This is a genomic window from Arthrobacter hankyongi, assembly GCF_022012395.1.
In the GTDB taxonomy this organism is placed as follows: Bacteria; Actinomycetota; Actinomycetes; order Actinomycetales; family Micrococcaceae; genus Crystallibacter; species Crystallibacter hankyongi.
Window position 1 is genome coordinate 26884 of sequence record NZ_JAKLTQ010000032.1, and the last position, 14422, is coordinate 41305.

Below are 14422 nucleotides of genomic sequence, written 5' to 3' on the forward strand. Positions count from 1 at the left end.
CTTGTTGGCCGCACCCAAGGCTCAGGACCGCAGCGCCAGCCCGGTGGGAGACTGAGTGTCCTCATCAGGGTGGGATCGTTCCGCCAAGGCCGCACGGCCTCGATTTTCCCAGGACTTCTTGACGATCTTCTGGATGGATTCGTCTAGGGCGACTGCGACGACCAGAGTTAGACCCACAATGATTGTCTGCAGGAACGGGGAGGCCTGCAGAAAGACCAGCCCGTTGCGCAGGACGCCGAAAAATAGCAGGCCGGCAACCACGCCACCGATACGACCGCTGCCGCCGGCAAAGGCGACGCCTCCCAGCAGAATCACGGTCAGCCCGCTCATTTCCAGGTTAAGGCCGATGGCAGGACTGACGGACTGGACCTTGGCGGCCAGCATGATGCCGGCCAGCGCGGATGAGACGCCGCAGGCCGCAAACAGTCCGAACCGGATCCTGGTCACCTTAATCCCCATGAGGTAGGCAGCGCGCTGGCTACCGCCTACCGCATAGACTTCCCGACCGATACGATGCCGGTTGAGCACGTACCACGCCAAGGCTATGGCGGCGATCAACATGGCCAGGCGCAGCGGCAGCGGCCCGATCGACGCCGTGCCGATCTCCCGGAATCCGTCCGGCAGTTCCGTCCTTGTCACGGTGCGCCCGTTGGTCATGAGCATCGCATACCCGCCCCAGACACTGAGAAAGCCCAGAGTCACCACAATGGGGTTGAGCCCCAGGTAGGCCACGAGGAACCCGTTGAGCATGCCTGCCAATGCGCCGAAAAGGAGCCCTGCGGCGAACCCCAGGACAATCGAACCTGTTGCGCTCATGGTCAGCGCCGCATTGACAGCCGCGGCAGAAGCAATGGAACCGACGGACAGGTCCACGGCACCGGAAATCAGCAGCAGTCCCAAAGGCAACGCGATGATCCCCAATTCTGCGACCTGCAGGAGGACGTTCATGGCATTTCCCGTGCTGAAGAATTTCGGGTTCAGCACAGAGAAGAAGGCAATAAGCAGGACGAGGGCCATGAAGATCCCGTTGCGCGCCGCAAAGGTCTTGATTTCGCCGACGGAGAGTTTCATTTAAGCGACTTCTTCCTTGGAGGATTTCCGATCAGACAGCTCGAGAAGTGCGGACAACAGTTTGCCGCCAAACCCCGTTGTGCGGTCAACGGGGGCGATCCGGCCCCCATTCATCACATACGCCCGGTCGCACAGCAGGTCGATCTCATCGGATTCGGCCGAGGCCACCAGCACCGTTGCACCTTCCGCAGCCAGGGCACGGACGGCTTGGGCGATATCGGCTTTCGCTCCGACGTCGACACCCTGGGTCGGCTGGGCGAGGAGAAGGACGCGCGGAAGGCGGGGAAACATCCACCGGGAAATCAAATGCTTCTGCCTGTTGCCACCGCTGAATTCGTCAATGGGGGCGCTGCTCCCTGGTCCCAGAATGTTTAGTGCGGCCCGTGCACGGGCGTAGACCTGCCGGCCAGCCTTGGGCCCGATCCAGAATCCCCTGTGGTTCCCGTCGCGGTACCAGGGCAGGAAAACCGTGTCCAAAGCCGATGCTCCCGAGATCAGCCCGTCGTTTTCCCGGTCTGCAGGCACCAGATGGATCCCGTGACGGATCGCCTGGGCTGGCGAGGCAACGGCAACCCGGCGACCGCCGAGCCTGAATCCGAACCTGCGATGAAGCCCAAAGATACTCTCGAGCAGTCTGAACTGCTCGCCGGCTGCCATCCCGAAGAGGCCAACCACTTCTCCTGCCCTGCAGGAGATGGCTGCGTCCGGTTGCTCGCACCCGATGGACTCCGGCCCAGCCGTGCGGGCGGCAGCAAACCCGTTGACCTTCGCGTCCGGTGCCAAGGCCTTGGCCAGGGTCTGTCCGTCGAATTGGCTGGCGGGGCCGTCGACCTCTAGGCGGCCGGACCGCAGCACCAGGATTCGCTGACAGACATCGAGAATATCCGGAAGTCGGTGGGACACGTAGATGACAGTCACCCCCTCCGCTGCCAGGTTCCGGATCAGGCGATGCAGCGCTACGGTTTCGGTGCGGCCGAGTGCTGCGGTTGGCTCATCCAGCAGCAGAATCTTCATCTCACCGCGTAGCATCCCCCGGGCGAGATCCACCAGTTGGCGTTCTCCGAGGGACAAAGTGCCTACGATCAGGTCCAGGTCGAGGGCGGCACCGACCCGGGCAAGCGCCCTGTGCGCGGCGCCGGTCCGGTCCTTGGGATACAGGTCGGACTGTCCAAGGAAGAGATTGTCGATGATGCTCAGGTTCGGTGCCAGGGCCGGTTCCTGGTGGATGACCGTAACCCCCAGCCTGGCCATGTCCATCGGGGTGGAACGGGCACCAACATGGATGCCGTCAATGAGGAAATCACCTGAGGAGGCGGGGAACACTCCGGAAACAACATTGAACAAGGTGGATTTTCCCGCCCCATTATGTCCAAGCAGCCCCACGATCTCGCCGGGTACGATCCTGGCACTTACTGACTCGAGCGCCCGGGTGGCCCCGAATTCCACGGTCAGGGATCTTAGTTCCAGGCGGACCGCCTCCGGGGCCGCTGACGGACCGCCTGCTTTAGCCATATGCCCCATGGGAGTTACTTGACCTTTTGGGTGTAGAACTGGTCGGCGTTCTCGGGCGTCACGCGTGTCGAGGCGATGTTGATATTGCCCTTCAACGTTCCTTCAGCGGCGCCCAGCAGCAGCTCCACATTCTTTTCGGCCAGTTCCTTCGCCGGCAGGATGTAACCCAGCCGCCAGATACCCTTCGGTTCCTTGATCAGATCCAAGGATTCATTGGTGGCATCCAAGGCGCCAAGCAGGTAGTCCGGATCGTGAGGATCGACTCCGTGCTCTGTCAAGGCACGATAGGCGCCTACCATCTGCCCGTCGCCGGTGGAAAGCCATACCTTCGTATCCGGATTCGCGCTGAGCTGATTACGCGCATTTTCCATGCCGTCCTCCACCGTGAGCGCTGGCATGTCGGCGATCTTGACGTTTGCCCCGGCATTTTTCAGGCCCTTCTTGATGCCTTCGGTCCGGTCTCGCCCAAGGTCGGTTTCGTAATAACTGAACAGCCCCACCGGAACTTCTGCCTTGCCAAACTTTCCGACGATCCATTTTCCGGCTTCCTCGCCAAGCCTGACACCGTCCTGGAAGTTATCGATGACCAACGCAGCCTTGATGCCGTCCCATTGGGTTGCATAGCCGACCACGGGAATGCTTGCTGCATTGGCCTGCTCCGTGACAGCAGCCATGGAATCGGACTGCACGGGATATCCCATTATCGCCTTCACGTCGCCCCGCTGGATCCATGACTCCCAGCTGGACACCTGGTTCTGGATGTTCCACTGCGGATCATCGCTGAGCAGTTCATAGCCTGCCTTTTCAATGGCCGGCTTCATGTATGCCAGTTCGTCCACCCAGATCTGGATATCCAAACCGGCAAAACTCATCGCTACTGCGCCTTTGCCTTTGCTACCGGAATCTGTTCCTTCGGCGCCGGCTGATCCACAGCCGGACAACACTAAGGAAGCAGCAAGCCCCGCGGCAGCGAGGAAGGGGATCATGCGAGATTTCATCTTTTCTCCTGAAGTGGGCAGTCCAACATCATTGGCGGACGTCTTCGCAGTACACGGAACGAAATTCCCGTTCGGCTAATTCGTTGACTGCTATGACACACTGCCACAGGAGTATGTGACATGCGTCAAATGACGTACGTCATGTAACAATTCAGATCCGCCTGCCGTAAGGCGCCCCGGGGCGCCTTACGGCTTCAGCAATCATGACGAAACATACGTCAAATGACGCATGACGAACTGCTGGAATGTTCCCAACAATGGGTCGACCACAGAAGTTCTGCCAACTCGCTGACCAGCCGCCGAAGCACAGGAGAGAAATGTTCAATTGGCCCCCAGGTCACCGTTACGGGGCAACGGTGAGCTTTGACTTCGACGCCGAGGAAGTTTGGATCGGCGAAAACCCCGACAATGCGCACAGGCCCGGGGTCCTGTCGCAAGGTGCTTACGGCCCGAGGGCCGCTATCCCCCTGATCCTCGGGCTGCTCGAGCGGCACAGTGTCTGCGCGACCTTCTTTGTCTGCGGCCGCGACGCCGAGCGCCACCCCGAATCGATCCGGTCCATCTTGGCGGCGGGCCATGAAATCGCCCATCACGGTTATACGCACGTGTCCCCGACCGTCCTGTCCCTCGAAGACGAGGCTATCGAGCTCAAGCGCGGGCTTGAGGCACTGCAGGATCTGGGGGCAGAGGTGGCAGGTTACCGGTCGCCGTCGTGGGACTTCAGTGCAAACACTCTTGATTTGCTCGAATCCCACGGATTCGAGTACTCCTCCAACCTGCTGGATGATTTTGTCCCCTACCGGCATGCCGCGCACAATCTGGCCGAACTCCCGGTGTCATGGATCCTCGATGATGCACCGCACTTCTGGTTCGCCAATGACACGTGGGAAAAGACCATCCGGTCCCCGAGGGAGGTACTGGACGTCTGGCTGCCGGAAATTGACGGCATCGCTTCCCTCGGCGGCCACGTCATGCTCACCATGCACCCGATGATCATCGGGCGGCCTTCTCGCCTGGCCATGCTTGACCAGGTGCTCTCACACCTGATCTCAACCGGAGCCTGGATCCGGAGCGCCCGCGAAACAGCGCAGCTGGTGGGCAAATGAGCCGCGCACAGGAACGGCCGGAGGGGACGGTCTCAGTAGACGGCCAGAAGAAGGTGGCCATTGTCACCGGAGCCGCACGGGGGCTGGGAAAATCCATTGCATTGGCCCTGCTCGAGGCCGGCTATCGGATTGTTGCCAGCGATGTGGCACGCTCCCTGCCGGAGTCCCTGCGCGCCCCTGCCGGAACCGGACCGCTGGTCCATGCGGTGACGGATCTGGCCGATCCTGGAACCGGCCATGAGCTGGTGGAACTGGCTTTGGCCACCTTCGGGCGCTGCGACGCCGTGGTGAACAATGCCGGCGTCGGTGGTCCCGGCGTGGAACTTTCCGCGACCACCGACGCACAGCTGGCCGCTGTCCTTGAGATAAATCTGCTGGGTGCCGCACGACTCTGTCGTGAAGCGATCCCGCACCTGCGCCGAAGCGGGCAGGGACGCATCATCAACATCGGTTCGCTCTTTGCCGATCATCCGGCACCCGATGGTGCGGCTTATTCCATGTCGAAAGCTGCCTTGGCCGCCCTGAGCCGGTGCATCGCCGTCGAAGAAGGCAGGCACGGCATCACGGCAAACACTGTTGCGCCCGGCTACATGCTGACTGAAATGCATGAGGAGGAGGCGGCCATGCAGGCGCAGCGGCAAGGTGTCCCCATCGAGGAATATATGGCGCAGCTGCGCTCCACGGTCCCCCTTCAGCGGCACGGCACCGGGTGCGACGTCGCCGGCGCCGTACTGTGGCTGCTCTCGGACGGAGCGGCATATGTTTCCGGACAGACCATTCCGGTCAACGGCGGCCTGGTCTTGTCCTAGCAGGATTCCGCAGAAGACAACGTGAACATTCGGGCAGAAGGGGCCGTAACGATGGTCGCAGGCAAATTTCCACGAATCAGAGTTTCCGGGGATCCCTTGGAGCGGGGAAGCCAATATGGAACGCAGGCGAGATCCCAGGTGTTGGCCGCCAGGGCCGGCTACGAACGGTCCTTCGCCGGAGCAGGCTTGCCCTGGGGTGAAGCAGTGGCTTTCTCCGAACGATATCTGGAACCGGTCAGAGAATCGTTCCCGGCACAGATTGCCGAAATGCACGGAATCGCTGACGGCGCCGGAATACCTTTTGACGATATTTTCGCCATGAACTGCCGAACCGAAATCCTCTGGACGGCGTTCGCAAACCGCGCTGGCCAAGCCGCGCGGCGCTGCGGCGCTGAATGCAGCTCCTTCGCCCTCACACCGGCGAGGACGTCGTCGGGTACTACACTCGTGGGACAGAACTGGGACTGGCTGTTGCACGGCTTCGAGAGTGTGGTGCTGCTGGAAGTGGAGCGCCACGACGGCCCCAATTTTGTCACGATCGTCGAAGCGGGCTTGCTGGCCAAGACAACACTGAATTCCGCTGGCGTTGGCATCGCCGTCAATACCCTGGTCTCGTCCCTGGACAATGGACAGCCAGGCCTACCGTTCCATGTCCTGATCCGCGCCTTGGCGGACTGCCGGACAGCCTTCGACGCCCTCGAAACCCTCTCCTCCCATTTCCGGGCTTCCTCAGGGAACTTTGTCGTTGGAAGCCCGGGCGGAGCGATACTCAATATCGAGACGGCGCCGGGGGACACTCGCACTGTCCGGCCGTTGCTGGCCGACGGTGGGGCGCTGGTCCATACCAACCATTTCCTCGATAACATCGTCGGCGGCCACGACCTCGCCGGCAGTGCCATGGCTGACAGCTTTATCCGCCTGCAGCGTATGCGCGAACTCGTGGCCCATCCCCCAACCCCGGCCACTATCGGTTCCCTCGACGCTGCGCTGGCGGACCACATCGACTATCCCGGCTCCATCTGCTGCCACCCCGACCCCCGGTCCAACGAGTCCGAACGCTGGTCCACGGTCATGTCCGTGGTGATGGATCTGGAGCAGCGAACCCTGTACCTGAGCGAAGGGAATCCCTGCGAAGCCGAACGGCAACGACTCGACTTTGGCCCGCTCCTCGCCGAAAACAGCAAGCCGGCAGCCCATGTCTGAACCCGCCCCCGTCCTGGCAATCACTGGAGCCGCCTCCGGAATCGGCGCCGCCACCGTGCAGCTGGCACTCGAGAGCGGCTACCGGGTGGCGGCGCTGGACAAGAAAACACCAAATTTCACCTTCCAGGAGAACCTGCTCCAGCTTGCCTGCGACGTGACCGACACGGCTTCCCTCGAGCAGGCCCTGGACTGCATCGAGGAACGCTGGCCGGCCGGACTCGAAGCTCTGGTTCATTGTGCCGGCATCTATCGGACGTCAGCGGCCGAGACCCTGGACTTAGCGCTTTGGCAAGAAGTCCATGATATCAACGTCACAGGAAGCTATGTGGCCGCCTCCGTGCTGGGACGTCCGCTGCTAAGGCGGGGCAAAGGCAGTATCGTCCTGCTGAGCTCAATCGCCTTCGCACTTGGAGACGGGACGGAGCCCGGGGCCGCGTACGCAGCCAGCAAAGGCGCAGTCGTGTCGCTCGGACGCCAGCTGGCCGCCGAGTGGGGTCCGCGCGGCGTCCGAACCAACGTGGTCGCTCCCGGAGTCATCGACACCCCGATGACGACCATCGTCAACAGTCAGGAAGGACTAGGCAAGGTCCTGGAAAACATTCCGCTGCAACGTCTCGGGGCAGCCGATGAAGTCGCCCATGCCTGCCTCTTTCTGGCTGGTCGGAAATCCAGCTACGTCAACGGTGTGGTCCTGCCCGTCGACGGAGGCCAGAGCATCATCTAGACCGAGCCCATATTCATACGTCAGGAATACACATGTCTACTGCAATGAGCACGGCACAGGGAGCAGGACTGAAGAAAGTCCTCCGCCTGCCCTCGGCCGTCCTGTTCGGTCTGGCGTACATGATCCCGCTGACCGTGTTTACCACCTACGGCATCGTCAACCAGCTCACCGAAGGCCACATCATTTCCTCCTACCTCGTCACCCTGGTGGCGATGCTGTTCACGGCGGCCAGCTACGCGAAGATGGTCCGGGCCTTCCCGCAGGCGGGCTCGGCGTATACCTACACGCGCAGGACCCTCGGCGGCAATATCGGCTTCCTGAGCGGATGGACGCTGCTGCTGGATTATCTGCTCATGCCGATGATCACCTACCTGGTGATCGGCATCTACATGAGCGCCAGCTTCCCAGCCATCCCCCAGCCGGCCTGGATTGTCCTGTCCCTGGTACTGGTGACGGTCCTGAACATCCTCGGCATCAAATTCGTCTCCAAGACCAGCAGCATCCTGCTGGGCGTGCAGGCCGTCTTCCTGGTGGTGTTCGCCGTAATGGCGCTGCGCGCCGCCTCCGGAAATCCGATGCCCTCCATCGTCGACATGATGTTCGGCCAAGGTCCCGGCACGGCGGTGATCTTTGCCGGTTCCGCCATCCTGTGCCTGTCCTTCCTGGGCTTCGATGCGGTCTCCGCGCTGGCCGAGGAGACCGTCGAGGCCCGCCGTGTCATCCCGAAGGCCATCATCCTGGTCACCCTCGCCGGCGGACTGCTCTTCGTGGTCATATCGCTGATCGCCAACCTGGCCTTCCCCGACTGGACCGCCTACTCCAGCGTGGATTCGGCCGCCCTGGACGTCATGACCGTCTCCGGGGGCAGCTTCCTGGAGGCCTTCTTCACCGCCGCGTACATTGCCGGATGTTTCGGCGCCGTACTGGCCTCGCAGACCACGGTGTCGCGCATCCTCTACTCGATGGGGCGCGACGGCGTCCTGCCCCACCGGGTCTTCGGCTACCTGCATCCGCGGTTCCACACGCCCGTCTACGCCACGCTGATTGTCGGCGCGATCGGCCTGGTGGCCCTGGTCATCGACCTGACACTGGCCTCCTCGCTGATCAGCTTCGGTGCCCTGGCCGCCTTCACCGTGGTCAACATCGCCGTCATCAAGCACTACTTCATCGATGAGCGTCTCCGCTCTGGATCCGGCGCCGTCCGCTACCTGGCCGCGCCGCTGGTCGGCGTCGGACTGTGTGTCTGGCTCTGGACCAGCCTCTCCGGCACGGCTTTCACCGTGGGCTTCTCCTGGCTGATCATCGGCGCCGCCTATCTGGCCGTCATGACCCGAGGCTTCCGCAAGGCACCGCCCGCGCTGGACCTGGCCGAAGCCTAGGCCGGACGGCCCCGGCCCACCCCATTCACGTTCACGGCGGCTTCCCTGCCGCTCAAGCACGCTCTGAAAGCGAAGGATCACCATGTCTGCCCACCCGTCCTGGACCGTCAGTATTGATGCCGGCGGAACGTTCACCGACGCAATCGCCCGTTCCTCCGGCGGCGCGTCCCTCGTCGCCAAGGTCGCCTCCACTCCGGAAGACCCGTCCCGAGGCCTGACCAACGCCGTGGCCGAACTGGCGGCTCAGGGCATGGACCTCGGCGAGGTGGCCCTCATCTGCCACGGCACCACGGTCGCCACCAATGCCACACTCACCGGCAACCTGGCCAGGGTCGCCCTGATCACCACCAAGGGCTTCCGCGATGTGCTCGCCTACCGCCAGGGCAGCCGTCCGGACGTCTACAGCCTCTCCCCCGAACGCCCCCGCGAGCTGGTGGACCGCTGCGCCCGCTTCGAAGTCGACGAGCGGATCGGCAGCGACGGGACGGTCCTGACCCCGCTGCGGAACGACGATATAGCCGCCATGGTTGACGCCGTCGCCGCGGTGGCACCCGAGGCCATCGCCGTCAGCCTGCTCTTCAGCTACCTCAATGCTTCCCATGAGGAAAAACTCCTGGCCGCCCTGGAGGCGCGCTTCCCGGACACTCCGATCAGCATCTCCAGCCGTATCGCCCGCGAGTTCCGCGAATACCCGCGCACGGCGACCACCGTGATCAACGCCGCCCTGCGCCCGGTCGTGGCAGCCTACCTGCAACGGGCCGCCGGGGCACTGGCCGACAGCGGTGTCGCGGCCCCGTTCCAGGTGATGCAGTCCAACGGCGGCTGTGTACCGGCCGAACGGGCCGGCAGCCAGGCACACCGGCTGATCCTCTCCGGGCCGGCCGGCGGCGTCAGCGGACTGGTCCGCGCCGCCGAACAACATGGGCTTGCCAATGTGATCAGCCTCGACATGGGCGGCACGAGCGTCGATGTGTGCCTGGTCCGTGATTCCCAGGCACCGTACACCAGCATCCAGGAAGTCCAGGACCATGTCCTGATCGCACCCACCGTGGACATCCACACCATCGGCGCCGGCGGAGGCAGCATTGCCTGGGTGGACCGCACCCAGCGGCTGCGCGTCGGCCCGCAGTCCGCCAAGGCCGTCCCCGGCCCGGCCAGCTACGGCCGCGGCGGCACCGAGGCCACGCTGACCGACGCCCACGTGGTCCTGGGCACGCTGGGCACCGAGGCCCTCGCCGGGGACCTGCGGCTGGACAAGGCCGCTGCCGAAACGGCAGTCAAGGAAATCGGCAGCCAGCTGGACATGGACGTGCCCGAGGCAGCAGAGGCCATCCTGGCAATCGCCCTGGCCCACATGGTCCGCGCGGTCCGCAAGGTCAGCGTGGAGCGTGGACTGGACCCGCGCAATTTCTCCCTCTTCCCCTTCGGCGGCGCCGGACCGCTGCATGCCGGTATGCTGCTGCGCCACCTGAGCCTGGCCAGCGTCGTGGTGCCGCTGCAGCCGGGGCTCTTCTCTGCGGACGGCCTGCTGGCTGCCGGCCTGCGTGTCGATGATGCCCAGACGGTGCTCAAGCCCTTCGGCCCCGCGGCGCTGCCGCCGATCGCAGACTGGCTGACCGAGCGCCGGCGGGCCCTGACCGCCCAGGTCATCGAGGACGGGGCGTCGGCGGACACCGTGGAAGTCCTGGTGACGGTGGATGCCCGCTACCTGGGACAGGGCTATGAACTCACCGTCAACCTGGACGGCACGGACGTGAACAGCCTCGGGCAGATCGCCGACCGATTCCATCCTGCCCACGCTGAGCTCTACGGCCACAGCTCGCCGCAGGAAACCGTGGAAATTGTCACCGTGCGCATCGCCGTCACCGGCCAGTTCGACCGCGTGCCCAGCACCCCGATCCCCCGCGGATCCGAACAACCCGCCCCGGACGCCGTCATTGGCTCCAGGCTGGTCCGCCTGCCCGGCAGCGGCGAGACGCAAACCGCCATCTTGGACCGGGCCCGGCTTAGGGCCGGCAACATCATTGCCGGCCCCGCCATCATCACCCAGATGGACGCCACGACCGTCATGCTCACCGGACAGACCGGCAGAGTGGCCGACAACGGAGACATCATCATCACGGAGGACAAGAATTAGCCATGACACCAATCGAACAGCAGACCACAGTGGACACGGTGACCTTCGAGGTGGTGTCCTCGGCGCTGCACTCCATTGCCGAGGAAATGGGCGTGATCCTCAAGCGCTCCAGTTACAGCCCGATCATCCGCGACATGGATGACTTCTCCTGCGCCCTGTTCACCCCGGAGGGGGACCTCGTGGCGCAGGCGGACTATATCCCGGCCCAGCTCGGTGCCATGTCCCTGGTGGTTAAGGCCATTATCGAGCGCTGGGAGGATCGGATCACTGACGGCGACGCGTTCATCTGCAACCACCCCTTCCTCGGTGCCATGCACCTGCCCGATGTCAACGTAGTCACGCCGATTTTCGTCGGCGGCAGGCTCGAAGGCTGGAGCGGCACGGCGGCGCACCATATCGACGTCGGCGGGGTGAACCCCGGAAGCGAAGGCCCGGAACTGGAGGACATCTTTGCCGAGGGCCTCATCCTGCCACCGGTCCGGCTCTCGATAGCCGGCGTGGAGAACCCCGATGTAATCTCCATCATCACCGACAACATCCGCGATCCGCTGAGCACGGTCAGCGATCTGCGGGCCCAGCGCGCGGCCTGTGTGCTCGGCTACCAGCGGCTGAATGAACTTGCGCAGCAGTACGGCATGGACGTGGTCTCCGCCGTCATGGTCCGCTCCCTCGACGTCGTCGAAAAGGCCGTGCGCAACTCGCTGCGGGACCTGCCGGACGGCACCGGCCAGGCCGAGGGGTTCCTGGACGACGACGGGATCGACGGCCCGCCCACCCGGATCCATGCCAAGGTCAGCAAGCGCGGCGATACCCTGACCATCGATCTGACGGGTTCCAGTGCCCAGGTACGCGGTGCCATGAATGTGCCCTGGGCCAGCGCCCGCGCCGGCATCGTCTACGCGGTGCGCGCCGTGGTGGCCCCGGACCTGGGCGCCAACGACGGGTTGCTGCGCGCGGTGGAGATCATCGCCCCCAAGGGCAGCGTGCTAAATCCCCAGGCACCGGCCGCAGTGTCCATCCGCCACAACACCTGCCAGCGCTTCGCTGACACCCTCATCCGCGCGCTGACCGATCTGTGGCCTGCGGAAGCGGTCGGCAGCAGCACTGTCAGCTTCTTCTGCATGAACGTCGGCAGCACCTCCCCGGTTACCGGCCGCCCGGCGGTCATGGCCGACGTCGTCGGCGGCGGCACCGGAGCCACCCGGTTCGGCGACGGCGTCGACGGAGTGGACACCTACATGTCCAACGTCGGGGTCATGCCCGCGGAAGTCGTGGAAACCAACTACCGGATCCGCATTCTCAGGAACGAATTCGTGCCCGGTTCCCAGGGCACCGGCAAGTTCAACGGCGGCATGGGCCTGCGCCGGGAATACGAGATCCTCGAGCACGCCCAGCGGGCCACCTTCTACGCGGAGCAAACCAACGGCAGCTTTGCCCCGCAGGGCGCTGCCGGCGGCACGGCAGCCCAGCCGACCCGGATCACTGTCATTGCCCCGGACGGCACCGAATCGGTGGTCGGCACCAAGACCTCGACCACGCTGCAGCCCGGCACGATTGTCCGTGTGGAGACTGCCGGCGGCGGCGGGTTCGGGCCGGCAGCCGAGCGCCCGGCCGAGCTGGCCGCAGCGGATGCCCGCGACGGAAGGCTGGTGCAGGCATGACCGCCATTGCCACCGGCCGCCGGGTGGAGCAGTCCCTGGCCCATGCGAAGTATTCCTCCGTCTGGTTCGAGGGCATGCCCGAGGCTTCCGGGGAAAAACTGGCCGGGCAGCACAGCTGCGACCTGCTGGTGGTCGGCACCGGCTTCGGCGGACTGTGGGCCGCCATGCGCGCGAGGAAACGACACCCGGACTGGGCCATCACGGTGATGGATTCGCACGCCGTCGGCCACGCTGCGTCCGGTCGCAACGGCGGGTTTGTCTCCTACAGCATTACCCACGGACTGGCGAACGCGTTGGCCCGTTGGCCGGAGGAAGCCGGCGTGCTGGAACGGCTCGGGCTGGACAACCTCCGCGGCTTCAAGGCCGAACTCGACGAGGCCGGGATCGACGGAGGCTTGAGCACCGCCGGCAAGCTCCAAGCGGCCCTCAAGCCGCACGAGCTGGCGGAACTGGAGGCCACGGTGGAACCCGCCCGCCGCTTCGGCCGGCCGCTCCAGCTGCTCTCCGCGGAGCAAACCCGGGCACGGATCAACTCGCCGGCCTTCATCGGCGGCGTCTTCGACCCGGCCGGCACTTACCTCGTGGAGCCCTACCGGCTGGTGTGCGGCATGCGGGAATACCTGGAACGCCAGGGCGTGGTGTTCTTCGAACACACCCCGGCCCAGTCCCTGAGGGACGCCGGCGGCCGAATGGAAGTGAAAACCCCCTATGGCGCCGTCACCACCGGCCGTGTCATCCTGGCTACCAGCGCCTTCCCCCCGCTGCTGCGGCGCAACCGGCTCGCCGCGGTCCCGGTCTATGACTATGCCCTGGCCACCGAGCCTCTGACCGCTAAGCAGTTCGAGACTGTTGGCTGGGCGGGGCGTGAGGGGTTGACGGACACAGCCAATCAGTTCCACTATTCACGCATCACCGCCGACGGACGGATCCTGTGGGGCGGCTACGACGCGGTCTACCACTACGGCAGCCGGATCTCCCCGGAACTGGAACGACGCCCGGAAACCTTCCGGCTGCTCGCCGAACAGTTCTTCCAGACCTTCCCGCAGCTCGACGTGGACTTCAGCCACGCCTGGGGCGGGGTGATCGACACGTCCACCCGGTTCTCCGCGGCCTACGGCACCGCCTTCGGTAAAAAGGTCGCCTACGCCCTCGGCCATACCGGACTCGGCGTCGGGGCCAGCCGCTTCGCTGCGGACACCATGCTGGATTTGCTGGGCGGAGAGCGCACGGAACGGACCACGCTGCAAATGGTGCGGCGTCCTGCCGTTCCCTTCCCACCCGAACCGATCCGCGCCGCGGGCATCAATCTCACCCGGCACGAGCTGGCCCGAGCGGACCGCAACGCAGGCAGGCGGGGCCTGTGGCTGAAGACCCTGGATGCACTCGGACTGGGATTTGACTCCTGATGGACAGCACACTGATTCCCGGCCGGCCGGTAAATATCAACGACCTGACGTTGGAGCACCGACCCGTGCCCGCGGACCAGGTGGCCGCGGGCACACCGACCACAGGCCTGAACAGTCTGGGCCGGTTCGGCGGCCTAGGCCTAGGCGTCTGGGAGATGTCCGCCGGCGGGATGCACGACATCGAAGCCGAGGAACTGTTCCTGGTGGTCTCCGGAAACGCCACCGTGGTGATCCATCACGACGCACCCGGCGGCGCTGCATCCCGCATCATCGAGCTGGCCGCCGGCAGCCTGATGCACCTAACCGCCGGAATGCGCACCACCTGGACGGTGCACGAACCGTTGCGCAAGGTCCATCTGGCACCGTGACCGGACCCGCTGATCCCCTTCCCCCTTGCAGAAAGTAGGAACACAGAT

At 64.5% G+C, this 14422-nt stretch carries 12 protein-coding genes; 9 read left to right on the plus strand and 3 right to left on the minus strand.

The features are described 5' to 3' along the window. Window positions 1–21: 21 nt before the first annotated feature. The 3 genes from LVY72_RS23280 to LVY72_RS23290 form a co-directional block, all read right to left on the minus strand. Window positions 22–1071, minus strand: a complete 1050-nt coding sequence (locus tag LVY72_RS23280; protein WP_237827235.1) for an ABC transporter permease — start codon at window positions 1069–1071, stop codon at window positions 22–24. Beyond that, window positions 1072–2517, minus strand: a complete 1446-nt coding sequence (locus LVY72_RS23285; protein WP_237827237.1) for an ATP-binding cassette domain-containing protein — start codon at window positions 2515–2517, stop codon at window positions 1072–1074. Between the two features lie 80 nt (window positions 2518–2597). Next, a complete protein-coding gene (locus LVY72_RS23290; protein ID WP_237827240.1) occupies window positions 2598–3581 on the minus strand; it encodes a sugar ABC transporter substrate-binding protein in 984 nt (327 codons plus the stop codon). 356 nt (window positions 3582–3937) lie between these two features. Between LVY72_RS23290 and LVY72_RS23295 the strand changes: the two genes are divergently transcribed. The 9 genes from LVY72_RS23295 to LVY72_RS23335 all read left to right on the plus strand — a co-directional run bounded on the left by LVY72_RS23295 (window position 3938) and on the right by LVY72_RS23335 (window position 14374). Next, window positions 3938–4687: a polysaccharide deacetylase family protein gene (locus LVY72_RS23295; protein WP_237827243.1), complete on the plus strand. Its 750-nt coding sequence runs from the start codon at window positions 3938–3940 to the stop codon at window positions 4685–4687. Next, window positions 4684–5496 (plus strand): SDR family NAD(P)-dependent oxidoreductase, encoded by an 813-nt coding sequence (locus LVY72_RS23300; RefSeq protein ID WP_237827245.1) that lies wholly within the window; start codon window positions 4684–4686, stop codon window positions 5494–5496. The genes LVY72_RS23295 and LVY72_RS23300 overlap by 4 nt, the downstream gene beginning before the upstream one ends. A 51-nt stretch (window positions 5497–5547) precedes the next feature. Beyond that, window positions 5548–6699 carry a C45 family autoproteolytic acyltransferase/hydrolase gene (locus LVY72_RS23305; RefSeq protein ID WP_237827247.1) on the plus strand — a complete coding sequence of 384 codons (1152 nt, stop codon included), beginning with the start codon at window positions 5548–5550 and terminating at the stop codon, window positions 6697–6699. Beyond that, the gene (locus LVY72_RS23310) at window positions 6692–7423 is read left to right on the plus strand and encodes an SDR family NAD(P)-dependent oxidoreductase (RefSeq protein WP_237827249.1); all 732 of its coding nucleotides are present in this window, start codon (window positions 6692–6694) and stop codon (window positions 7421–7423) included. Before LVY72_RS23305 ends, LVY72_RS23310 begins: the two co-directional genes overlap by 8 nt. A gap of 32 nt (window positions 7424–7455) precedes the next feature. Continuing rightward, entirely contained in the window at window positions 7456–8802 is a 1347-nt protein-coding gene (locus LVY72_RS23315) for an APC family permease (RefSeq protein ID WP_237827251.1), read from the plus strand. Between the two features lie 82 nt (window positions 8803–8884). Further along, complete coding sequence (locus LVY72_RS23320; RefSeq protein ID WP_237827253.1) at window positions 8885–10939, plus strand: hydantoinase/oxoprolinase family protein; 2055 nt, start codon at window positions 8885–8887, stop codon at window positions 10937–10939. Between the two features lie 2 nt (window positions 10940–10941). After that, a complete protein-coding gene (locus LVY72_RS23325) occupies window positions 10942–12600 on the plus strand; it encodes a hydantoinase B/oxoprolinase family protein (protein WP_237827254.1) in 1659 nt (552 codons plus the stop codon). Further along, complete coding sequence (locus tag LVY72_RS23330; RefSeq protein WP_237827257.1) at window positions 12597–14006, plus strand: NAD(P)/FAD-dependent oxidoreductase; 1410 nt, start codon at window positions 12597–12599, stop codon at window positions 14004–14006. The genes LVY72_RS23325 and LVY72_RS23330 overlap by 4 nt, the downstream gene beginning before the upstream one ends. Then, window positions 14006–14374, plus strand: coding sequence for a cupin domain-containing protein (locus LVY72_RS23335; protein WP_237827260.1), 369 nt, complete (start codon window positions 14006–14008; stop codon window positions 14372–14374). The genes LVY72_RS23330 and LVY72_RS23335 overlap by 1 nt, the downstream gene beginning before the upstream one ends. The last annotated feature ends 48 nt before the right edge of the window (window positions 14375–14422 follow it).